Here is a 21,969-nt window from a genome sequence, read left to right as displayed (position 1 = left end):
GAACACAAATAATTAAAAAGGCGGATGTGCAAAACATCCGCCTTAAAAAAACTAATTGCAAAAAACTACCTTAAGTATCGATGCCTCAGTTTGGCTTGAACTAAGGAATCAACCCCTATTTCTGTTTGCAAAAAGTTGTCTACAGAGCCGTATTTAGCTTCTATTTCTTTAAAACCGCGCTCCAAATAAGAACGTTTTACCCCCATCAACGGACGTAAAATGCGCTCGTCGATGCCGTAGAATGTCGCCGCCTTTTTGATGGTGCTTTCGTTGTGTGGGTATCTGTAATAGTTGGAAAGAACGTATTCGTCCATAATGGTTTCCTTGTCAACACCCAAGGTGTAAAGTATAAAGGCAGAAGTGAAACCGGTGCGGTCTTTTCCAGCACTACAGTGAAACAATATTGGGGAATCGCCGTCTTCCACAATCTTTTGGAATAGTTTCTTGAAAGGCTCAGGGTGGTCAACGAACTCTACCGAAAACTGTTCCATCATGGCATCGCCATCAAAGGTTTCCGGATCGGCATCGGTAATTTGCTTAAGCATGGCCTTTGGATCTTTGTTGTCCATATTGCCAATGGGCATGTGCAGCCAATTTACGCCGTTTGGATACATGTCTGGCTGTTCTTCAATTTCATAATTCGAACGCAAATCCAAAATGGTTGCAATACCAATTTCTTCCATATAGGCCAAATCTTCTTTGCTCAATTCTGCAATTTCACCTGAGCGGTACAGCATTCCAAATTTAGTGTGTTTGCCATCTTTGGTAGGAATGCCGCCGATGTCCCTAAAATTGAAACTGTGTTCCATCACAATTTCACGTTCCGATAGGTATAGGGTGTCTTTCTCAGTTACCGCTGCAAAAAACAAACGTTTTGCAGGTTGTGGGTTGGTAACGTTAAGCACATTTTGGGCCTCTGAAAGTACTTGGACATTGTTCCAATTGATGGCTTCCGGAGAGGTTCCTGAATAGATGTTCCAGTTGCCTGTTTTGTTCAATTGCAACTCGTAATTATGGTCTTCCAAACGCTTTACATGGATGGTTTCATCCAATGAATATGCTGGTTGCTCGGCTTTTTCGTAGTTGCCACAGGAGCATAGCAAAGTTGCTAGGGCTCCCGTGTATAAAAATTTATGTATGGTCATGATGTTCTGTGATTAGAATAATTTGTAGTTGATACCAAATAGACCTCTGATAGAGTAGTACTCTGTTTGTTCTGGTCTGTTGGTGTTGCCTTGGTAGTATCTCAATGGTTCGTTGGTCAAGTTGTTCAACTCAACATACATACGCAACTTGGGACTGATGTTTACAGACCCCGAAAAGTCTACGGTGAAGTTTTTGTCATACCAACGGTAGTTTTCTGGGTTGCCTTGTACCAATGCCAAAGACTCTCCTTTGTAGTTTCCAGACACACGTACTGTGAAGATGCCTTTTTCGTAGAATAGGGCACTGTTGAAGATGTGCTTAGACTGGTTAGGGATTTTTTCAGTAGTGGTCGTTTCTGTAATCTCTCCAGTGGTGGCATCGGTATGATATTCCGGTACGTTCATTTCCGAATCGGCAAATGTATAGTTGGCCTCAACTCCAAAACCACTCAAAAATCCTGGTAAGAAGTCTAAACGCTTGGACAATCCAAATTCTAATCCTGCCAACCATCCGCTTTCGGAGTTTTGAGGTTGGGTGACTTGGTAAAGGGTTCCGTCTATGTTTTGGTAACTTCTACCCGTATAGATTACATTTTCCAAAGATTTATAGAAGGCACCGGCACTTAATAAACCTACGTTTTTAAAGTAGTATTCTCCCATAAGGTCTACGTTGTTGGAATACGTAGGCTTTAGGTTGATGTTTCCTCTGGAAATAGTTGCAGGAGTGCTCAACAAACTAATGGTTTCTGTTGGATTCAATTCAGAGAAATTGGCTCTGGCCATGGTTCTTGTATAGGCCAATCTAAGGTTGATATTGTCCTTTGGTGAATATTTTAAGTGTACCATTGGCAGGAAGGAACCAAAATCATTGTCGTTGGAAATTTTGTTGATGGTGGTCTCATCTTCAGATACTGCGGTTACCATATAACCGTCATATTCCAAATTGGTGTGTTCATAGCGGAACCCTCCAATAAGGCTCAACTTATCCGTTAATTTGTAATCGCCCATCAAGTATCCTGCAACCACCTGCTCATGTCCTGAGTAGAAAGATCCAGCCGATGACGGGTTGTTCTCATCAAACTCGATGTTGTAGTACAACGGGTTTTCCAATTGTTCGGCAGTGAACAAATCGTCCAATTGGTTCAAACTTAAGGATGGCAACAATACGTTGTCATAAGGGCTTCCTATTTCGGTTAAATACCCACCTCTTTCAGGGAAAGGCCTTGTGTCAAAATTGGTCATGGCAATTGGAGCACCATAGGCATCTCCCAAATACAGGTAATAATTGTAAGGAGCGCCTCGTTCAAAGTTCATACGTTTGAATTTTCCACCAGCCTTTAAAGTCAGTTTGTCGGTAGGCTTAAAAGTTACATCTGCTTGCGCTGTATAATCCATTTCCTTACTGTGTGATTTAAAAGCAATCTGGTTGGCCAAGGTCATTTGGTCGGCTGTTACGGGGCTGCTCAAGTAAGGTTGGATATTGTCATAAGGATCTCCATTGTATCCTGAAGGTGAATCGATATTTAAAAACTTGAAGCCATCACCGTTAAGGTTGCTATAGCTTACAGGCGTAGAGAAAGTGGCCATATAGTAAGCTGGCGATCCCACTGCCGATGAGCCAGGAAGCTTTTCGTTGCCCATTTCTGCGCCATAGGTAGAAAGTCTCCAATCGATTTTCCACTTTTCATTTCTTAGGTGGTGGTTACCTCCAATTTCGGTTCCATAAAGATCAATACCAATAATCCCTTCACGAACCCTCAGGTCCATGGTACTTTCATCGAAATTGAAAACATGTTCTACAGCACTTTCACGGTCCTTAAATTTGGTTTTAAGACCACGTAAGTAGATTTTGGTATTCACATTAGGGGTGTACTCAAATCCGGCGTTGAAGCCATAAGTGGTGCGTTCTCCCAAATAATCTCTTAGCTGTAGGTTGCTCAAAGCGAAATTATCGCTGTTGTACACTACTTCGTAGTTATCGGTACCCCAGTTTCTGTTCCAGTAGGTTCCAGAAAGCATGAAGCCTATTTTTCCATCAGCTACACGGTCTCCATAAAGGATCGATCCGTTTTGGATAGGTTTTTGTGCTTGGTCGTTGTACCCATACCCTAAGTTGACGTTCAAGGTTCTTTTAGAAGGTGCTGTTTTGGTGATAAAGTTCACAGATCCTCCAATGGCATCCCCTTCCATGTCCGGTGTGATGGCCTTAGACAATTGCACAAATTCAATCATTTCAGAAGGGAAGATGTCCAAAGGAGCCGCTCGGGTTCCACTGGTATTGTCTGAAGTTCCTTCGGTAGAAGGCATTCTGTCTCCGTTCAACAAGGTCGAGTTCCAGGCAATTGGCGTTCCTCTTACAATGACGTAACGTCCTTCACCGTGGTCTCTTTCAATAGATACCCCTGTCATACGCTGTACAGCCTCGGCAGCATTACGGTCCGGAAGTTTTCCAATCACGTCATTGGCCAATACCTCCATAATGGCGGCAGAGTTTTTCTTGATGTTCAAAGCTTTTTGTTGCGAAGGCATATAACCTCCCTTAAGCACGACTTCTCCCAATTCTTCGGTACTAGGCATTAACATGATAGTCCCCATGTCTGAACGCTCATTGGCTGTCGTAGTAATAGCCACTTCCTTAGTTTCATACCCTAGATAGGAAAAAACAATAGTGTGCTCTCCTCCTTCAACATTTACCAAACTAAAGGTGCCTTCAAAATCTGTAGTCGTACCGTTGCTGGTTCCTTTTACTAAAATGTTTACCCCAGGAAGTGGGCCAAACTCATCAGCTACCTTCCCGCTTATTCTTGATGTTTGGGAAAGTACCTTGGAACTCGCCATTAAAATAAGCAGCATGGTGCCAAGGAATTTTAAGTGTTTACTCATTGTGTGAAATTTTTGTTGTTGATTTTAATCTGCCGCAAAATTTGAAATAAAGTCAAGGGCATTCGTTGCAATCAACTGAGGAGGTCGTTTTGTGCGTTCAAATTATGTGAGGTGAACGTTTGAATGGTGTAACGATATGTTTTTAAGCGGTTTGGGTTGTTTTAATTAAAAAGAAAGAATTTGTTAAGCATGTGTTAAGAGAGTCCTAGGGCCTCTTTTTTGTATTCCAAAGGCGTCTTTTGGGTGAGTTTTTTAAAGTGGGTATTGAAGGTAGATTTGGAATTGAAACCAGCGCTATAGGCAATATCTGTGATGGATTCTTTGTGGTTGGATGTAAGTAGTGATTTTGCCTCTTCAATGCGATAATCGTTTATGAATTGATAGAAGTTTTTCTGAACATAGGCATTCAACACTTGGGTAATATGGTGTTTTGGAATGTGGACTTTTTCCGATAATTTTTGAAGTGTCAATTCAGGGTCCAAATAAATTTTTTCCTTTTCAAGGAACAGTTGTAAGGTTTTGTAATAGGCTTTTAAATCTTCGGTTTCCAAATTGGAACTCTCGTATTTCTGCGATTTCTTTTCTGGATTTCCTAAACCTGCTGGAGCAACGGCCAAAACATTGGCGACGATGGGTTCTTCCGAAGCATTTATTTTATACAACAAAATGGATACCACGGTAATGAGCATAAGCACATAGGTGAGCCTAATGTTAATGGGGTCGTATCCTAAAATGTGAAGGGTCACCAAAAACAGCACAACCCCCATAAAGGCAATGTTTACATAGGTTAAGCTTAATAATAGGGTGTTGCGGTCCTTGGACATGCTATTGGGGTTTTTGCGCAACAGTCTAAGGCTTAATATGGGATATACTATAAATGGGATAAGATAACCATAGGATAGGTTTTGATACCATTGTCCAAAGGCATCGCTTGTTGGGCCGCTTCCATGTGTGGCAATCACGGTAAGAAACACTACGCTAACGATGAGGAATGGTGTTAAATGCCACCATAATTCTTTCCGTGTAATGCCTTTTACGGCGCATTTACTGGTTAGGTATAGAATGGGGCCATAAAACAAACTGAAGCTTGTAGGCAATTTGTAGTAAAAGGGATTTTGCTCCAGAAACACCAAGAAAAATAACTTGGTAGAAAAGTGGCTGAAAATAAAAAATAAGAACAAAGCCAAGAGTTTATCAAACTGACTTTTGCTGCGATATCTCATGACCAAAGCCAACGAAAAAACCGCCTGAAATACGATAATACTGATTAAATACCCCATGTTGTTTTAAAAGGGGTAAAATTAAGGACGGTATAAGGCCTGTTTATTTAAGTTTCTGTTACCATTAGTTTAAGCAATGGTAAATAGTTTGGTGTTGTACTAAATAACCCTCAAGTTATAGGTGTGTAGGGTAGTTAATGCGACTGAACTATCTACTTAATTGCGCCTTTTTCTTTAAAAGTGTGGAGTAATTTTTCTACAATCGGCACATCGGCGGAGGCCATTTGGTAATTGGTCAAGTTGTGTATGGTAACCCAGGCCAATTGGTCGTGGTCCCTTAGTTGAAACTCTCCCGAGACATGTTGGGCTATGTAAGATTCCAACAAAATTGTCTTGGAACTATACATATGTTCATTTTTGTGGAAAGCGCTGAGGACTTTTATCTCCACTTGAAATTCCTCCCTAAACTCACGAATCAAGGCTGCTTCTGGAGTTTCGTTAGGCTCTATCTTGCCGCCCGGAAATTCCCAATAGCCTGCTAGGTCTTTACCAGGTGCTCGTCTTGCGATAAGGATTTTTTGTTGGTCTATGAGAATGCCGGCGGCTACTTTTAGCATGGAGGATGTGGTTATTATTCTATTGGGTAGTTGTACTTCTTTTAAATATGAGATTGACTACATAATCAGGAATATCTTCGGCATTGTTAATAGGCAGATCTTTATGGTCTATCCAAATACAATCATATCCTTTTTTCGTAAAGTAGTCAAAGATAAAGTGTTTGGTGTCTTCCCTAACTTCCACAGCAAAAACACAATCGTTTAAATCGATGGTTAGGCCAGAAATGATATCGTCTTCACAGCCTTCGGCATCTATTTTTATTAGATTGGGTTGGCCAAATTCAGTAACTAGGGCATCCAAACTTTTAATAGTGACGTTTTCTGTTAATCCTTTAAAGCTGTCTTCCACAAATTTCCTTTTAAAAGAACTTTTTCGTCCGCCTGTTTCCGTATCCCTAAAAAACTCCTGCTGTGTATTTTCTTTGCCTATTCCGTAGTTGAAACACCTAATATTGGTGCAGTTGTTTATGTTGACATTGAATTGTAAAAAGGCATAGTTTTTAAAGTCGGGTTCAAAGGAATAGACGGTTCCTGAGGGACCAACCACCTCGCTAAAAGGCAGTGCATATTGACCAATGTTGGCGCCTATATCAAAAACAAGATCTCCAGACTTTAGATAAGCCTTTATTTTATTTTGAATGTGTTCTTCATATTGGATGTGCTTCTGAAATAGAAATGTAAGGTGCTGCGATCTTTCATAATAGAGAACTTTATTGTGATTGTTGACTTTCTTTGTAACAATATCACTTTTTGAAAAGGTTTTAACGGCTTTTGATACTAGATCGTAAACAGTTTTTTTCATACTATTTCTATTGGCTAAATGGCTGTAAACTACAGTTTAAAAATACCAAATATTTGGCCGTTTTTAGAACCTTATTTTTGTTTTTCTCTAGAAATAAGGGTGGTGCGAGCTTTAAAGCATAAGTAGTATAGTATGTGTAAATTTTAACAGCCGCCTTCTGCTTTGCGTTTCTTTTTCTTTTCAACTGTAATCACTTTTTTAGGGACATCCACTGGTGTAGGGACTATAGTACTAGAGCTATCCAAATGCTTTTGGGAGTCCATGATAAAGGCATTAATATCGTGAGGAAGGGTTTCTATTTTGGACTCTTTCGTGATGAGCTTGTTCTGGGAATAACTGAGTTCTACAGGTAGGATTTTAAGATTGTCGAATCCTAATTGGTATAGTATAAGAAAAGGAATGTTGGCTTCTTCGGGAGTGCTTCCGTAAAGCACGGTGGGTGTATCTGATTTTTTTAGGTCCTGTAGCAGTTTTTGGGAGGCTTCACTCATAATATCCACGGAAGGTATGTTTATGGCGTTTTGCAAATGACCTTTGTTGTACTCGTAAGGGGTTCTAATGTCTATAAATGCCACATCTTCATTTTCAATAAGGGAATAGGGAAGGAAATAATCTGTTGAGGTGATTTTTTCCAAAGTGCTTTTAGTGTTGAAAGCATAAGTGTTTTTGGGGCGTTTATAGGTTAAAAAACCTATCAATACGGCTAGGATAAATAGCGTGGCAGCAATGGATATTCGTTTGGTTTTCTCTAATTCTTTCATGGTATTAGGTATAAGGTCAACTATAGACTTAACAGCCTCCTTCTGCTTTGCGCTTCTTTTTCTTTTCTACGGTAATTACTTTTTTAGGCGTTGAAGGAGCAGAGGGCAACTCGGTACCTAAATTTTGATCTGGGTATGCTACGCCAAAATACATACTGGCCGCTTTTCTGGTAGCATACAGTTTAAAGTCCGCTTCAGGCATGGCCTCACTTGGTTTGGTAGGATTGATAATGGTACTATACCAAGTATTAAGTCCTCCTTGTAAAACATGTAGGTTTTTAAAACCAAGGCGGTCGCACAACATCCAGGCTTGGTCGGCATGAAAGGTATCGTTGGAATAGAACACCACGTCAAACTGGTCTTGGTTGAGGTAGGTAAGAGAGTCTTCGTCCAACAATTTTGACAGCGGGATATTAATGGCATTTGGTAAGCTATAATTATTATAGCTTTCTTCATCCCTCACGTCTACCAAAATAAAAGAAGGATCTTGGCTAATGAGTTTATGGGAAATATCATCGGTAGAAATATAACGCTCCGGGCTGATGGCGTGGCTTAGTAGCTGTTTGGAGCGAATGCCTTCCTGTTTTTCATATTTGGGCAGCAATACCAATCCAGCTGCAAGAATGATCAAGGTTGCAGCCAAGATTTGATAGCGGTACGAGAGGAATTTTGCGGTTTTCTTTTTGTCCATGAGGATCAAGTTTAATTAGTAAAACACACTTTTTACTCTTTTTCTAACCATATCGGCAATGCCAAATGCCACTACGGCAATAATGGCAAATACAAAAATCACCCAGTAGGGATTCCAACCAAAGGAATCTATCAAAGTAATGTTACCAAAGTTGTAGCCGTCATAAATAGGTTCAAAAAGATTGAAGAGTTCTGAAAATACAAAGACGCCAATCATAATGCCAAACACGTACACCCAGGCATCCAATTTACCAATGGCCACAGCACACAAACTGGTGCCCGGGCAGAAGCCTCCGGTTACAAAACCAGCTCCCATAATAACACCGCCTATGATAGCACCCCATAAATAGGTAGGATGCACATAGAGTTGTGAGATATCCAGATATCCCAAGTAATCCATATAGTAAATGCCTATAACTGATACAGCAGCTGCGGTAAAGAATACTTTCAACACGGCAAAGTCATAGCCGTAAAACACACCGGCCAATTTTCGCGAGGATGAAAAGCCTGAAGCTTCCAATACAAAGCCAAAGGCAATCCCAATGAATATTGCTATGATAGTATCCCATTCCATTGGAATATAACCGCCAGGAATTAAAGGTCCCATAATTCTATCTTTTAAATTTTAAATCCAATTCTTTCTAAAAAAATACGCGAATGCATAGGCCGATCCAAAAATGGCCAGCATAGTAAGAAACCCTCCTGTCGACAATACGGCCATACCGCTTAAAGCGGCACCACTTGTACATCCTCTCGCTATTTGAGCGCCCAATCCGAATAAAATACCTCCTATAAGTGCAAAAATCAAACGGCGTTTAGTCGTTATTTTAGGGGAATGCTGAACGCGCCACTTGATGCGTCCACTGATGCTCCCTGAAATAAAGGCGCCTATCAAAATACCTAAGGCTTCAAATACCAGCCAAGTGTTCATTGGGGAGTCTCCTTCCTTGATAAACTGGCTGTAATAGCTGTTGCTTTCGGCGTGTTTGGGAGCGACATTTTCAACTACTGTTACCACACTGCTTTTCATGGCACCACTGGCTCCCAAACCTCTACCGGTAAGGTAAAAGGTGAAAATAATGATGATGCCCAATAGGAAACCTCCAAAATAGGGGTTCCAGTATAGGTGTGGGTTTGCTTTGTGTTTTGTATTCATAACAAATAATTTAATAGAGGTATCGGGTAAGTTGTCCTGCTTCTACCATAATGAACCTAAAAATAAGTCCGCCGATGATGACTAAAATAGCAGGAACTGCTACGGGGACTTTATAACCTAATAATTCAATGACTTCCAAAATAGCTGGGACGAGTAGGCCCAAAAGAATGACGAAGCCAAAAAACATCAGGGTAAATTCACCGCCTACCAAAAGGTCCATGGCTTCCAATTGTACTTGCGAGCCAGCATAATAACCCATAATCATATGGGTGATGAGGGCAATTTCTATGACAATTAGAGCTAAATCTATTTTGCTGAACAGATGGCGCTCTGCTCTATTTCTAGACAGTAAAATAATGGCTGCGGCTCCTGTAGATAAACCAGAGGTTAAGAACAGTGGCCCCAGAATGGCATTGTTCCACAGAGGACGTGCATTAAAGGCTGATAGCAAAATACCTGTATACACCCCCAAAATTATCGATAGGGGAACAAGGGCATAAGCCATATAGGTTCTGTTGGCAATAAGGAATTTTTCGAATTTCTCTAAAAACTTAAATTTTTTAAAGAGTTTGAGTTTCGATTCCCACTTAGGGAAGGCACTTCGGTAATAGCTAAACAACCATAAAAAGGACAGTGGAGTGGTAATCAATAGCACCCAGGCGCCCCAGGACATTGGGGATTCTATCCTAAAGGTGGTGTATAATCGCCAGGTGTATAGTGGATGTGTTAAATCGTAAACCAATGCCAATAGGCCAATGGAAAGGGCGATTGGCGGTATTACAGCGGCTGCTTTAAGAGCAGGATACTGTTTTTCTTTTCCCATAAGGTAGAACAAAGCTGCAAAGAATAGGATGCCTGCAGCAAGTCCTCCCAAAAATAGATACAGGGAGATGGGCCAATGCCAAATTTGTAATGAAGGATCAATGTTTGGAATGTTTCGGCCGCTTGTAAATAGTTCTTCTTCCATGGTACTTTAGCGTTAAATGAGATAAAACACGTGAGGATCGGTTCCTGCCTCTGGGGATAAGGTTTTATGTTTTCTGTTTTTCAACAATTGGGATATTTCGCTATTCGGGTCGTCCAAATCGCCAAAATACATGCATTTAGTTGGGCATACAGAGACACATGCGGGCTGTTGCCCTTTTTCCAATCGGTGGTGGCAAAACGTACATTTGTCTACATAACCATCTGGGTGTTGGTATCTGGCATCGTAAGGACAGGATTCTATACAGGCGCCACAGCCGATACATTGGTCTGCAGTCACCAAAACAATGCCGCCTTCTACAACATGACTAGCGCCAGTTGGGCAGCATCTTACGCATGGCGGATTGGCGCAATGGTTGCAACGTTCCGAGCGCAATTCCAATTCTAGGTTAGGGTAGGAACCGCTAACAGCTTCAGTAATCCAATCCCTGCAATAGCCATGGGGCACATTGTTTTCTGTTTGGCAAGCGACAACACAGTCGCTACAGCCAACACATTTTAAGGTGTCTATCACCATTGCATATCTCATACCATTGTATTTTTATGTGGGTCTTCGGTTAAAATGGAAACAAAGTTTCCTCTTAAACCGGTACCACCCATTAGTGGATCTACGACGATTTGGGAAATAAGTTCGGCGTCACTGGCACCTTTTCCAAAGGCGCGGGTCAATTTTTTATTGTTATGGCCAAAGCCATGGTACATATACACAGAATCCCAACGAATACGCTCTGTAACTCTCACTTTGATAGGGAAAGCAGATAGAATGCCATCTTGGTTTTTAAGCCAAACGGGCTGGTCTTTTTTAAGATCTAGGATTCGGGCTACCCTAGGGTTAACCCAAAGGGTGTTTTCACTTTTTAAATCGCTTAAATAGGGGTTGTTGATCGTTCTACTGAACGTGTGCATGGGAGACCTTCCGTAATTCAACCTATAAAAGCCTTGAGGTGGTTGCGGATGGTGGGTGTAGACAGGCATAGGATCGAATCCTAAATCTGCCAATTCCTGAGAATAGAACTCTATTTTTCCACTTGGAGTACCAAAAACATAATCCTGTCCTTCTTCCAGGAACAATGGTCCAGAAGTTCTTTCAAAATTCTTAACGCCTATCTTTTTCATTTCATCCAAAGACGTCCCCAATTTATTGAGTTGCCATTCAATCACCTCTTCAAAATCGTTGTAATTGAAATAGTCTCCCAAACCAATACGATCACCAATTTGTTTACTGATCCACCAGGCAGGTTTGGAGTTGTATTTAGGTTTTACAGCTGGAATGCGAACGGCAATAGATGGATGCCTGTTGGTGGCAGAGCGAATACCGTCATAACGTTCTAAATAGGTGCATTCCGGAAGCACCACATCGGCATAGCCCGTGATTTCCATTGGCATGGTATCTACCACGACCAAAAATTCAACAGCATTAATCGCTTCCAGGGTTTGTTCTCGTTGTGGCAGGGTGTTTATTAAATTGGTTCCTGCAATCATCCATGCTTTGATAGGATATGGATTGTCTTCGTTAGGAATGGTAGCCTTGACTACTTCCGAAGTATTGCCCATTTCGGCAAATGGATATTGCTGACCTATTTCATGCCAACCCCATTTAGGTTCTGGATAAGCAGGATGCGGATATTTTGGAATACTAATTTTCTCTTTAAAATAGAAACCACCTCGGTTACCCCAAGAGCCCAAGAGTCCATTTAAAATGGCAATGGCACGTTCGCGTTGCGAGTCGTCTCCATACCAAGTCACATGGCGTCCAGGGTGTACAATTGTAGCTGGGGCAGCCGCAGCCATAAGGCGAGCCGTTTCCCTAATGCTATCAGGTTTTATGGTGGTGATGCCGTAGGCCCATTCCGGGGTGTATGGTTTTACGTGGGCTTTTAGTTCCTCGAAGCCAATGGCATATTTTTCAACGTATTTTTTATTGTAAAGCTCTTCTTCAATCAACACATGCATCCAAGAAAGTAGTAATGCAATGTCAGTCGCGGGTTTGATAGGTAACCAATGCGACGATTTACTGGCCGCTGTAGAAAATCTAGGATCCACAGTAATAATGGTAGCACCATTATCGATGGCGTCAGACATTTCCTGAACCTGGGTATTGTGCATGTTTTCTCCAATATGGGAGCCAATAAGTACTAAGCATTTGGTGTCCCTGATATCGGTAGGTTCTGGAGAGCCTACCCATGAGCCGAAGGTGAGTCCGAAACCTGTTTCCCTTGGGCCTCTACACTGCGCATAGGCAGGTTCAGCAATGGTATCGGAGCCATAGGCTTTAAAGAGGTGTTCTAAATGGCTTCCTGGAGAGCCGTGTTTTAAAAGCGCAAAGGACTCAGGGCCGTACTTCTGTTTTATTTCTGTGAATTTTTCGGCAATCAGGTCTAGAGCCTCCTCCCAACTGGCTTCCCTGTAGGTTTCTTCACCGTTTATGGTGGCTCTTATTAAAGGTGTTTTAAGGCGATCTTCATCGCTGTACATACCAATACCTCCTGTACCTCTTGGGCATAGTCTTCCGTTACAGTGTGGGTCATCATCATTTCCAATCACTTTTTTGATGTCGCCAGTTTCGTCTATATAGGCCCATGCGGCACATTTCCAAAAGCATACCTCACAATAGGTAGCAGTTCTAGAAAGTTTTTTGGCAATATTTTCTTTTACGGCAGCATCCAATAATGGATTGGGTGCTAATAAATTGACTGCTGAAGAGGAAAGTGCTAAGCCCCCTAACCCTAAAGCTGAGATTTTGATGAATTTTCTTCTGGATGTCACCATAGCTATTTGGATTGGTTCTTAAAGTTAAGGAATTTTTTGATCTTTTTAGAGAGATTAAAAGTATCATTTATACCTCGGGTTTCTTGTAACAATTGTTACAGTGGAAGCGCTTTTTTGATAGTGTTTCGGGGGAAGATTTATTGTAAATTTGAACAAGCGCTCACTATGAAAGAAAAGACCTATTTCAGATGGATTTTGATACTGGCCATTTTGTTATTTGGCTTGATGTATGTTGTGAGGCATACGGATGTTTTTCGATCTCAGGAATTTTCAGGGGAGCAATATGAAGGTAAGGTTGTTTCTGAAGGTGAGTCCTGTATGCAGTGCCATCAGCAAACCAAGGGGTTTTCAGAATACCACAATCCAGAACTCATAGGCTGCGCAAATTGCCATTTGGGAAATACAAGTTCCTTTAATAAAGAGGAAGCGCATAAAGGCATGGTTTTGATACCGGGTAATTTAGCCGATGCCCAAAAGACCTGTGGAAAATGCCATGCCAACGAATTACATAATGTAGAGCACTCCCTTATGACTACCAATAGTGGGTTGGTGGTGGTCGATAAATTTGTGTTTGGTGAAGCCGATAGCTTGAATGCCCATTACCACATTAAAGACTTGCAGTATTCGGCTGCCGATAAACACTTACGGGATTTGTGTGCCAATTGCCATTTGGGAGCCCAAAAAACCGATTATGGTCCTATTACCCAATTAAGTCGGGGGGGAGGTTGCAATGCTTGTCATTTAAATTATTCCCAACAAGCCAAAGCAGACCTTTCTAGTTATATGGCATCCAACAAAACCCAGCTGCCACAAGTACATCCTTCCAGTGATGTGTTTATGGATGATACCCATTGTTTTGGCTGTCATAGTCGTTCCAGCAGAATTTCCACCAATTATATAGGGCTTCAGGAAACCTTGTTGGATGAAGCTGAGGTGGCCAATGCCAAGGGGCATATGGTGTTGGAAGACAAAAGGGTCTATAAACAGTTGCAGGAAGATGTGCACCATACTAAGGGTCTATTGTGTATCGATTGTCATTCCTCTCACGAGGTGATGGGCGATGGTAAGACCTATTCCCACGCCGAAGATGCCGTTACCCTGAAATGCAATGATTGCCATTTCAAATCCAAGCCTCGTACGGTGCCTTTCGATTCGATTGATAGGGAAAGTAGATTGGTTTATTTACATAGAGGTTATGAGCACCGTGACAAAGAAATATTGATTGCAGAGAAAGATGGACATCCATTAATAAATACTTATGTGGATTCTTTGGGGAACGCTTTTTTAATAGGAAAAAAGGTTCAGAAATTGCATCCTTTGGCTCCGCAATCGGCTGTTTGTTCTCGTGACAATGCCCATAAAAATGTGAGTTGTAGTGCCTGTCATTCCTCATGGACGCCACGTTGCATTGGTTGCCACAATAAGTTTGATGGCAATGAAGCCCAGGCCTTCGATTTGTTGGATAGGAAATTGGTGAAAGGCCAATGGAAGGAATATGTCGCTGAGTTTTCGGCCTCGCAACCAGCTTTAGGAGTTAGGGAGCATAACGAGGGTATTTTGGTTGAACCCGGCATACCGGGGATGGTCATGACCATAGATAAAGGTAGTTACAGTGGTCACCCCGATACCGATGTGTCCTTTCATAGACTATTTGCTCCAAATTCACCACATACTACTACAAAAGCGGTGCGCGACTGTAAATCCTGCCATTCTAATCCCTATACTTTGGGCTATGGCAACGGAACTTTGGTTTATCAAACAAATAAAGAAACTGGGGAATGGGTCTTTACCCCAGAATATGCCTTAAATCCTAATGATGGTTTGCCGGAAGATGCATGGATACCTTTTATGAAAGAGGGAACTGCCCAAGAACCAACATCAACAAGAACCAATTTTAGGCCTTTTAATGTAGCTGAACAACAGCGCCTCTTGTTTGTCGGGGCCTGTTTACAGTGCCATGATGATACGTCCAAGGTCATGCAACAAACTTTGGAACAGGGATTGGAAATGAGTCTGAAACAATTGAGCAATGCCTGTATTTTGCCAGAGGAATAAAAGGGCTGCAGTTAGGCTTTGGAATGTGAATTTGGTTTTTGATCCTCTTTGGCTTTTTGGTAATTCAGACAAAAGACGAAAAAATTTAAGAAGAATTGAATCTAATACGTCATGAGCCTCTGGTTTATGGATTTAGTTTATAAAAAAAGGCTTCTCTTAGTGGTTAGAGAAGCCTGAAATTAGTTATAGAATTATGAGGTGAGATTAGGCAAACTTTTTTATGAGACTAAAGGATAGGTCTCCTCCACTGGCATTCACTTTTTGTATATAATTGGGAAATTGCGCATAATTGTCGGTTGTCCAAGTGTTACTGTCCGAAGGTTGATTGTAGTTTTTCAACTTGTAATTTAAATGACGAAGCCTAATAGAGCCTTTAAGAATTAGTTTTTTGAGTTCAATAAATACACCTGTTTCGGCATGAAGCCCCAATGCCGGTTTGAAAGTAACATCACCGTAATGAAAGTTCAGTTCTGTTATCGACATTTTTCCTGGTAGGTTAAAACTTCCACCTCCTCCTAGAAGCATTCCAAATTTGCCTTTTTCTCTGAATTTGAATCTGTAGTTGGTTCCTACTTGCAATGAAGTTTTATTGAAGAAAAATGATGTTTTGTCCGTACCTCCATAATTTGAGGAATGGTATTGCAAGGCTATGTTTTGTTGGTAACCCACGGCCCCGTAGGTAAGCAGGTGATCTTTTAATAGATAGCCAACTCCCAATTCAAGTCCAATACCTCCGCCTGGACTATAAATCAATTCTCCGTAACTATCGGCATTATCAAATTGTAGAGTCTCATATTTGGCTCCAATACCTAAATTGGTTCTTAAGGAAAGTTCTAGCTTTTTTTGTGCATTGCTACTTGAAATACACAAAACTGCAAAAAATAAAGCATTCAACAATTGTTGTTTTCTAAGTGGAAAATTCATTTGATTGGTTATGAAATTAGGTTTAACAAAATTCGAATTTCCAAAGGAGGGATAAAACTATTTTAGAAGTAAACCTTACTTCTTTATACAAAATATAACAGTTTTGTTGGTAAAATAGTTGGCTCATTTGGGTTGTTAAATGTAAAGGTTAAAACTAAAATTACAGTAATTTTTTAGAGATTTTGTGGGGTTGCGTAGTAGTTTTTAAGGAAGAATCTTGATTTTTCAGAAAATACCACATTGGATCAAAATGTATTCTGTTGTGTCCTAGGGAAATGTGAGTTTTGTGGTGGAACAAAAAAACAGGAATGATTTTTTATGTAGATGAAGTCAAATTGATAAGGACTATTAAAAAATATTTGATAGGAAGGTACCGGCAAAAGCATCTTGATGGAAGATGTTTATTTGATATAATGTACTTTTTCTGAGGGATGTAATTGATGTCCAAAATGGAACAGTAGTTTTTGCCCAGAAGTATTTTCAATATATAAAGGCAGAACCTCAAGTTTCGCAGCCATTTGTTTTTTGATCCAATCTCTAGCACTCGTAGCAGCAGTTATGTTGTCGACCCCTTTGGAAAAATCTTCGGATGAAATTTTATTGAACCAATAGTTGACGTCAATGCCGGAAGCAAAGAGGCTGGTGGTATTTGAGAGTTCCAAAATATCGATACCTGCTATGTAATTACTTTTAGACAATAGTACGTGTGTATTCGGTATTTGAAAGCTGCCACTTGCCAATTGGGCTGCTAGGATATTCACTTCTGTATTGGAGGTGGCTGCTATAAAGGTTTGCATCGTAGCGGCCCCAGTTTCAGAGAGGACCTCCTCTTGAAGGGCGTTTCCATGGTGGCAAACAAAACCTTGTTCGTTGGTTTGTCTAACAATATCTTGGTTGGCATCTATAAACGTGATTTTGGTTTGATCCTGAAAATGTTTCGCAATTAAAAGGCTTAATGGGTTGGCTCCGAGTATTAACAGGCCTTCGCGTTTGTTCATCACGACCAATTCGCCGCGTCGTTTTAGCCAGTCTGTCGTCCATTTCAGTAAAAACGGTACTGTCATGGTGGTTAGGATGGCCATAAATACCAGAATGGAGAAAATGTCCTGGTCTATAATTCCCATTTCCAATCCAATGCCAGCAATGATAATTTCTACGGCACCGCGACCATTCATTCCTGCGCCAACCGTTACCCCTTCACGCCAACCTAATCCTGTTGGTAAATAGAATAGGGCGGCTCCTAAAATTTTCCCGATGATGGCCATAAATATGATGGTAAGTAGCATGGGCAGGTTGGTCTGAAATACGTGTAGGTTTACCATAAAGCCAGCCGACACAAAAAATACTGGGGCCAAAAAACCAATGGACACATCGTAAAAGGCTTTGTGGAGTTCTTTTGAAATGTTTTTAGGAAATAGGTTGTCCTTAATAAACAAGCCAGCCATAAAAGCCCCTAAAATACTGTGCATTCCTGCTAACTCTGCCAGTTCTGCATAGGCCAGTGCCACAATAATAATACTGGTAAAGAAAAAGGTGCTGCTAGCTGTTTTAAACTTGGAAAGGTATTTCCCCAATCTTGGTAATAGGTGGATTCCGATAAGAATGGTCACTGAAAAAAAGGCAATGGCTTTAAGGGCGACTATCAAAAGCTCGGAACCGTCAAAGACCCCCATGGCGGCTACACTTAGAATACCTGCAAAAATTAACAAGGCCAAAGTGTCCGATATTAGTGCACTGGCCATTAGTACGTAGGCAATTCTTGTATTCAGTAATTTTAAATCGACCAAAATTCTACTTTTGGTAGCTAAGGAAGTTACCCCTACGGCCATACCCACAAACATTCCGGCCATGGCGTTGCCTCCAAACCAAATGGTAGCATAATACCCTAAAACAAAAGGTACAGCAAACCCTCCAATAGAGGCCAAAAGTCCCGGCCAAGATGCTTTTTTGAGGTCTTTAAAGTCAATTTCAATACCAATGTACACCATGAGCAACATGATGCCTACTTCGGAAAGGACCTTGATGGTTTCGGTGAACTCTAGCCAACCTAATAATCCAGGGCCTAAAAGGATACCAATCACAAGCTCCCCCAAAATAGAGGGGTAACCAACACGTCTGGCAGCGGCCCCTCCAAGCCATGCAGCAACAAGTACTGCTAAAAGGTTGATGATATTTAGGTCGAAAGCTTCCAATGCCTTCTAAATATAATTTTTTTTCTACACTAAACCAATAGGGGTGTCTCTATGTGTTCTGTAAATCAGCTTGTTGTGTGGATGTGGAATGCTGTGGTGTAATTATCTAATGAAGCTATTAGTACTTACCTCGCTTTTTAGCGTTCTTAAATTCCTTGACCATTTTTCCGAATGCTTTGTCCTTTTTGCGTTTTTCTGCAACTGTGGCTTCAAAATGTTCCTTTTCCCGTTCCATTTTTAGGTAGTTCTCGTAGGACATGGCATCGATTTCGCCGCTATCCACAGCGGCAATAACAGCGCAACCTTTTTCGGTGGTGTGGGTGCAATCTTTAAACTTGCACTGTTTAGCTAGTTCCAAAATGGTTTCAAAAGTGAGCTCCAAACCTTCGGTAACCTCGGTAATGCCTACTTCCCGCATGCCGGGGTTGTCTATAATGATGCCCCCGTTGTTAAGTACCTGCAGTTCCCTGTGTGTGGTAACGTGGCGCCCACGGCTGGTATGCTCGCTGATGGTATTGGTTTTCATCAATTCTTGCCCTGACAGGGTATTTAAAAGTGTCGACTTTCCTACCCCGGAAGAGCCGAGCAAACAGTAGGTTTTTCCTTTTTCTATAAGGGTTTTTACGACATCAAGCCCTTGTTGTGTGGTGTTACTAATGGCAATAACAGGAACTTTAGGCAGCCTTTTGGCAATGCTTTCCAATAGTTCCGAAAGAATATCTTCTGAAACCAAGTCAATTTTATTCAAAATGATCATTGGATTTACTTTTGAGTCATTGCAAATCGTGAGATACCTTTCAATTCTATTAATACTGAAACCCCTATCGGCAGCCTGCACGATAAAGGCAGTGTCTATGTTGGTAGCAATGATTTGTGCGTCCCCTTTTTTGCCTACTGCTTGCCTCTGCAAAATAGAAGATCTAGGGAATACGGCATGGATAAGGACCTTATCGGTATCATAGTCGGAAATGGCGACCCAGTCTCCAACCGCAGGAAAATCGGCTCTACTTTGGGCCGTATACCTTAAGTTGCCCAATATTTCCCCTTCATAGTCCTGTATTGCAGTTTTCACGATATAGCGCTCCTTGTGTTCGGCAATTACCCTTCCTACTCCAAAGTTTGCAAGATCATGTTCTGTACGGTAGCTTTCCAAACTGCTATTGTATCCTAAATCTTCCAGTGTCATTTTTAAAGAGGCATTTAAAACAAGTAAAGGCCGATGGTATTGCTTTGGTCATTCAGCCTAAGTATGGCCTACTAAAGATAGTGAATTTTTCAGCCTCCTTGCCTGACCTATCCAAATAATAGTAGTTGTAATTCCTCTAAAAGAAGTATCGTATCAATAAAGATTTAGTTGTTAATGTAGTCGAACGTTCTACACATTCCTTATCTTACAAACTGACCGTTTTGTGCCAAAGCAGAAAGGCCTATCAAGTAGAAAAGGGTGAGTGTGAGTAAAGTTTTCATAATAGCTTGTTTTAATTAGTTTGTGCATCAATTGCTTATGCAAAAGTGCTTGTGTTGTTTGCAGCTATTATTTAGGCTAAGGAGAAATAGACCATCTTATTACCTTTGTGGTTAAGGGGGTGCTTCTAAGCTTGCCTTGTAAAGATAAGTATTTTTGTTGACTTTTTATCGCCCTCTATTCATGTGCTTATCAAATAAGGAAACCACCAAGTTATGGCTAGTTAGAATTGATATGTCCATTAGGTTATATTGGCTCACATTATCCTTTAATTTCAGTTTCAGGAGTTTCTTTGGTAATAGGAGGTTTTCCATTTTTAAGGTATTGGTCCAAAAACTTAAGGATTCCTCCATAGGCCTCTATTTCATTTTCTTTTTTCATGAAACCATGACCTTCATCTTCAAACAGGACATATTCTACAGGGACATTATTTTTTCTAACTCCAGCAACAATTTCATCCGATTCCATCTGTAAAACCCTTGGGTCTTTTGCGCCCTGTAAAACCATAAGGGGTTTGGTAACATTTTCTGTGTGAAATAAAGGCGATATTCGTTTTAGGCGAACAGAATCTGCCGAAAAAGGATCTCCTAATTCTAGGTACAATGCTTCTCTAAAGGACTCCCAATAAGGCGGAATGCTTTTTAAGGTACGTAGCCAATTCGTAACTCCAAATATATTTACTCCTACTTCAAATTCTTCGGGAGTATAGGTTAGGGCTGCCATGGTCATATAACCACCGTACGAGCCCCCAATAATGCCAATTTTATCAGGGTCAATTTCAGGGAGGCCCGCTAGCCAGTTTCTGCCTTCTACACAATCCTGTAAATCTTTTTCTCCATGGTTTTTGTCATCCATTTTATAAAAGGTTTTGCCATACCCGCTACTGCCCCTGTTGTTAACAGCCAAAATTGCGTAGCCATGATTTACCAGATATTGTATCAAGGGGTTGAAATTCTGGCGGCTTTGCCCTCCAGGGCCTCCATGAACCCAAACCAAAGCAGGTACTTTGTGTTCTTTGGAAGCGTTATGTGGCAAATAATATATGGCAGGGATCACCGTGCCATCAAAGGATTTATAACGAATGACCTTTGCCGTAACCATATCCTCAACATTAATGTCGTCATTTAGTACATTGGTCAATTTGTTCAGTTCCGTGGCTTCTAGGTTATAAGTGTAAAGGTTTGAAGGAGTGTTGGATCCCCCCACATACATGCCCATCCATGTTTCATCACGGCTAAATCCTACATTTGTAATGCTGTTGTTTCCAAAGTCTGGTAGTGTTATGGGCGTCATGGTTTCTGTTTCAAAAACGTCTATCGTGTTTTTGCCGTCTTCATTGGTATAAACAACCATGTAGGTTCCTTCGGTAGTCAAGACACTACCCATAATGTCCCACGATTTCTCTATTAATGGTTTCTTTTCTTTTGAATTGAGGTTGTAAGACGCTAGATAAGCATGTTCAGAGCCGTCATCGGTGGTGTAATAAAGTGTTGAATTGTCTTTTGAAAACCCTTGAGCTGCATTGGCGCTGTTGTTGTCGTTGATTTTCGTCATTTCTTTAGTTTCCACATTGTAAAGAAATAAGTCGGTATCATTGGTGTTTAATGGCTTTGACAAAGCAATAAAGTTTTCGTCATCAGAGATTTCACTAAGGTCCAAGCCGTCATTGTTTTGGTAAATCATCGTTGAGGTGTAGTCCTCGATAGCTAATTTATAGACATCAAAAAACTTAGGGTCCCTTTTATTGGAGCCATAATACAAATGTTTCTTGTCTTTTGCCCACCCATAGAATGAAGATTTAGCGCCTTCAAAGGGCGTAATGTCCTTAATAACGCCATTAGGTTCCTTAACGTAAATGTGGTTGATTTCATTACCATTGTTGTCTGCGCTCAAGAGGATTCTGTTGTCCTCTGGAAAAAAGGAAAGTGCAAACATAGAGGTGCTGTCAGACTGTGTAACGGGGGTCATGTCGCCTCCCCTAACAGGAATGGTATAGGCATTATAAATACCCGAGCGGTTACTTGTTACCAGTACACTACTGTTTTCTGCCGAAAAGCTTCTGCCCCATATACTTTCGCTATCCATAAATTGGTTTATGGTATACTGTTGAGGGCTTGGTTTAATTTCTTTTTGGGCAATTGTGCTGTTGTCTTTACAGGAGATCAATAGACTTATAGCTATGAATCCTAAAATGCTGGTTTTCATGATTACGAATTTTTAAGGTTAATAATATTGAAGCTATCTTTCTAATAGTTTAGTAAATCAGTTTCCATTTTATTTGGTTTTGGCTAGGTTTTTATGGGTTT

17 protein-coding genes are annotated in these 21,969 nt (G+C 40.9%); 1 reads left to right on the top strand and 16 read right to left on the bottom strand.

All coding sequences use genetic code 11. The features are described from left to right. Positions 1 to 65: 65 nt before the first annotated feature. The 12 genes from ZA05_RS05150 to ZA05_RS05095 all read right to left on the bottom strand — a co-directional run bounded on the left by ZA05_RS05150 (position 66) and on the right by ZA05_RS05095 (position 13,027). On the bottom strand, positions 66 to 1,145 hold the full coding sequence (locus ZA05_RS05150; RefSeq protein WP_053990607.1) for a tyrosine-protein phosphatase: 1,080 nt from the start codon (positions 1,143 to 1,145) through the stop codon (positions 66 to 68). A 12-nt stretch (positions 1,146 to 1,157) separates the two neighbouring features. Beyond that, the gene (locus ZA05_RS05145) at positions 1,158 to 4,028 is read right to left on the bottom strand and encodes a TonB-dependent receptor (RefSeq protein WP_053990606.1); all 2,871 of its coding nucleotides are present in this window, start codon (positions 4,026 to 4,028) and stop codon (positions 1,158 to 1,160) included. Between the two features lie 194 nt (positions 4,029 to 4,222). Then, entirely contained in the window at positions 4,223 to 5,308 is a 1,086-nt protein-coding gene (locus tag ZA05_RS05140) for an AraC family transcriptional regulator (RefSeq protein ID WP_053990605.1), read from the bottom strand. A 152-nt stretch (positions 5,309 to 5,460) separates the two neighbouring features. After that, a complete protein-coding gene (gene mutT, locus ZA05_RS05135; RefSeq protein WP_053990604.1) occupies positions 5,461 to 5,865 on the bottom strand; it encodes an 8-oxo-dGTP diphosphatase MutT in 405 nt (134 codons plus the stop codon). A gap of 19 nt (positions 5,866 to 5,884) precedes the next feature. Further along, the gene (locus tag ZA05_RS05130; protein WP_053990603.1) at positions 5,885 to 6,667 is read right to left on the bottom strand and encodes an FkbM family methyltransferase; all 783 of its coding nucleotides are present in this window, start codon (positions 6,665 to 6,667) and stop codon (positions 5,885 to 5,887) included. Positions 6,668 to 6,810: 143 nt separating this feature from the next. After that, the gene (locus ZA05_RS05125; RefSeq protein WP_053990602.1) at positions 6,811 to 7,428 is read right to left on the bottom strand and encodes a rhodanese-like domain-containing protein; all 618 of its coding nucleotides are present in this window, start codon (positions 7,426 to 7,428) and stop codon (positions 6,811 to 6,813) included. 28 nt (positions 7,429 to 7,456) lie between these two features. Continuing rightward, positions 7,457 to 8,119: a rhodanese-like domain-containing protein gene (locus tag ZA05_RS05120; RefSeq protein ID WP_053990601.1), complete on the bottom strand. Its 663-nt coding sequence runs from the start codon at positions 8,117 to 8,119 to the stop codon at positions 7,457 to 7,459. 15 nt (positions 8,120 to 8,134) lie between these two features. Continuing rightward, the gene (locus tag ZA05_RS05115; protein WP_053990600.1) at positions 8,135 to 8,725 is read right to left on the bottom strand and encodes a YeeE/YedE thiosulfate transporter family protein; all 591 of its coding nucleotides are present in this window, start codon (positions 8,723 to 8,725) and stop codon (positions 8,135 to 8,137) included. A gap of 18 nt (positions 8,726 to 8,743) precedes the next feature. After that, on the bottom strand, positions 8,744 to 9,274 hold the full coding sequence (locus ZA05_RS05110) for a YeeE/YedE thiosulfate transporter family protein (protein WP_053976639.1): 531 nt from the start codon (positions 9,272 to 9,274) through the stop codon (positions 8,744 to 8,746). Between the two features lie 10 nt (positions 9,275 to 9,284). Further along, positions 9,285 to 10,241 carry an NrfD/PsrC family molybdoenzyme membrane anchor subunit gene (gene nrfD, locus ZA05_RS05105; protein WP_053990599.1) on the bottom strand — a complete coding sequence of 319 codons (957 nt, stop codon included), beginning with the start codon at positions 10,239 to 10,241 and terminating at the stop codon, positions 9,285 to 9,287. A 12-nt stretch (positions 10,242 to 10,253) separates the two neighbouring features. Then, positions 10,254 to 10,787: a 4Fe-4S dicluster domain-containing protein gene (locus ZA05_RS05100; RefSeq protein WP_053976641.1), complete on the bottom strand. Its 534-nt coding sequence runs from the start codon at positions 10,785 to 10,787 to the stop codon at positions 10,254 to 10,256. Next, a complete protein-coding gene (locus ZA05_RS05095; protein ID WP_053990598.1) occupies positions 10,784 to 13,027 on the bottom strand; it encodes a molybdopterin-dependent oxidoreductase in 2,244 nt (747 codons plus the stop codon). The genes ZA05_RS05100 and ZA05_RS05095 overlap by 4 nt, the downstream gene beginning before the upstream one ends. Before the next feature lie 165 nt (positions 13,028 to 13,192). On the opposite strand from ZA05_RS05095, the gene ZA05_RS05090 reads away from it, so the two are divergent. Further along, positions 13,193 to 15,082, top strand: a complete 1,890-nt coding sequence (locus tag ZA05_RS05090) for a hypothetical protein (RefSeq protein WP_053990597.1) — start codon at positions 13,193 to 13,195, stop codon at positions 15,080 to 15,082. Between the two features lie 204 nt (positions 15,083 to 15,286). Here the strand turns inward: ZA05_RS05090 and ZA05_RS05085 are convergent, their stop codons facing one another. From ZA05_RS05085 to ZA05_RS05070, 4 genes are all read right to left on the bottom strand, one after another. Further along, the gene (locus tag ZA05_RS05085) at positions 15,287 to 16,006 is read right to left on the bottom strand and encodes an outer membrane beta-barrel protein (RefSeq protein ID WP_053990596.1); all 720 of its coding nucleotides are present in this window, start codon (positions 16,004 to 16,006) and stop codon (positions 15,287 to 15,289) included. A gap of 401 nt (positions 16,007 to 16,407) precedes the next feature. Beyond that, a complete protein-coding gene (locus tag ZA05_RS05080) occupies positions 16,408 to 18,198 on the bottom strand; it encodes a cation:proton antiporter (protein ID WP_053990595.1) in 1,791 nt (596 codons plus the stop codon). A gap of 118 nt (positions 18,199 to 18,316) precedes the next feature. Further along, positions 18,317 to 19,384: a ribosome small subunit-dependent GTPase A gene (gene rsgA / locus ZA05_RS05075; protein ID WP_053990594.1), complete on the bottom strand. Its 1,068-nt coding sequence runs from the start codon at positions 19,382 to 19,384 to the stop codon at positions 18,317 to 18,319. 540 nt (positions 19,385 to 19,924) lie between these two features. Then, entirely contained in the window at positions 19,925 to 21,868 is a 1,944-nt protein-coding gene (locus ZA05_RS05070; RefSeq protein WP_053990593.1) for an alpha/beta fold hydrolase, read from the bottom strand. Between the last annotated feature and the right edge of the window lie 101 nt (positions 21,869 to 21,969).

The sequence above is a fragment of the Mangrovimonas sp. TPBH4 genome, assembly GCF_001280505.1.
Classification (GTDB): Bacteria; Bacteroidota; Bacteroidia; order Flavobacteriales; family Flavobacteriaceae; genus Mangrovimonas_A.
Note: the sequence above shows the minus strand (reverse complement) of the source record. Positions and strands in the feature narration are given on the sequence as shown.

What these genes read in the sequence shown, in the direction of transcription:
- ZA05_RS05150 (WP_053990607.1), bottom strand. Translation starts at nt 1,145, where the DNA reads ATGACCATACATAAATTTTTATACACGGGAGCCCTAGCAACTTTGCTA.
- ZA05_RS05145 (WP_053990606.1), bottom strand. Translation starts at nt 4,028, where the DNA reads ATGAGTAAACACTTAAAATTCCTTGGCACCATGCTGCTTATTTTAATG.
- ZA05_RS05140 (WP_053990605.1), bottom strand. Translation starts at nt 5,308, where the DNA reads ATGGGGTATTTAATCAGTATTATCGTATTTCAGGCGGTTTTTTCGTTG.
- mutT (WP_053990604.1), bottom strand. Translation starts at nt 5,865, where the DNA reads ATGCTAAAAGTAGCCGCCGGCATTCTCATAGACCAACAAAAAATCCTT.
- ZA05_RS05130 (WP_053990603.1), bottom strand. Translation starts at nt 6,667, where the DNA reads ATGAAAAAAACTGTTTACGATCTAGTATCAAAAGCCGTTAAAACCTTT.
- ZA05_RS05125 (WP_053990602.1), bottom strand. Translation starts at nt 7,428, where the DNA reads ATGAAAGAATTAGAGAAAACCAAACGAATATCCATTGCTGCCACGCTA.
- ZA05_RS05120 (WP_053990601.1), bottom strand. Translation starts at nt 8,119, where the DNA reads ATGGACAAAAAGAAAACCGCAAAATTCCTCTCGTACCGCTATCAAATC.
- ZA05_RS05115 (WP_053990600.1), bottom strand. Translation starts at nt 8,725, where the DNA reads ATGGGACCTTTAATTCCTGGCGGTTATATTCCAATGGAATGGGATACT.
- ZA05_RS05110 (WP_053976639.1), bottom strand. Translation starts at nt 9,274, where the DNA reads ATGAATACAAAACACAAAGCAAACCCACACCTATACTGGAACCCCTAT.
- nrfD (WP_053990599.1), bottom strand. Translation starts at nt 10,241, where the DNA reads ATGGAAGAAGAACTATTTACAAGCGGCCGAAACATTCCAAACATTGAT.
- ZA05_RS05100 (WP_053976641.1), bottom strand. Translation starts at nt 10,787, where the DNA reads ATGAGATATGCAATGGTGATAGACACCTTAAAATGTGTTGGCTGTAGC.
- ZA05_RS05095 (WP_053990598.1), bottom strand. Translation starts at nt 13,027, where the DNA reads ATGGTGACATCCAGAAGAAAATTCATCAAAATCTCAGCTTTAGGGTTA.
- ZA05_RS05090 (WP_053990597.1), top strand. Translation starts at nt 13,193, where the DNA reads ATGAAAGAAAAGACCTATTTCAGATGGATTTTGATACTGGCCATTTTG.
- ZA05_RS05085 (WP_053990596.1), bottom strand. Translation starts at nt 16,006, where the DNA reads ATGAATTTTCCACTTAGAAAACAACAATTGTTGAATGCTTTATTTTTT.
- rsgA (WP_053990594.1), bottom strand. Translation starts at nt 19,384, where the DNA reads ATGACACTGGAAGATTTAGGATACAATAGCAGTTTGGAAAGCTACCGT.
- ZA05_RS05070 (WP_053990593.1), bottom strand. Translation starts at nt 21,868, where the DNA reads ATGAAAACCAGCATTTTAGGATTCATAGCTATAAGTCTATTGATCTCC.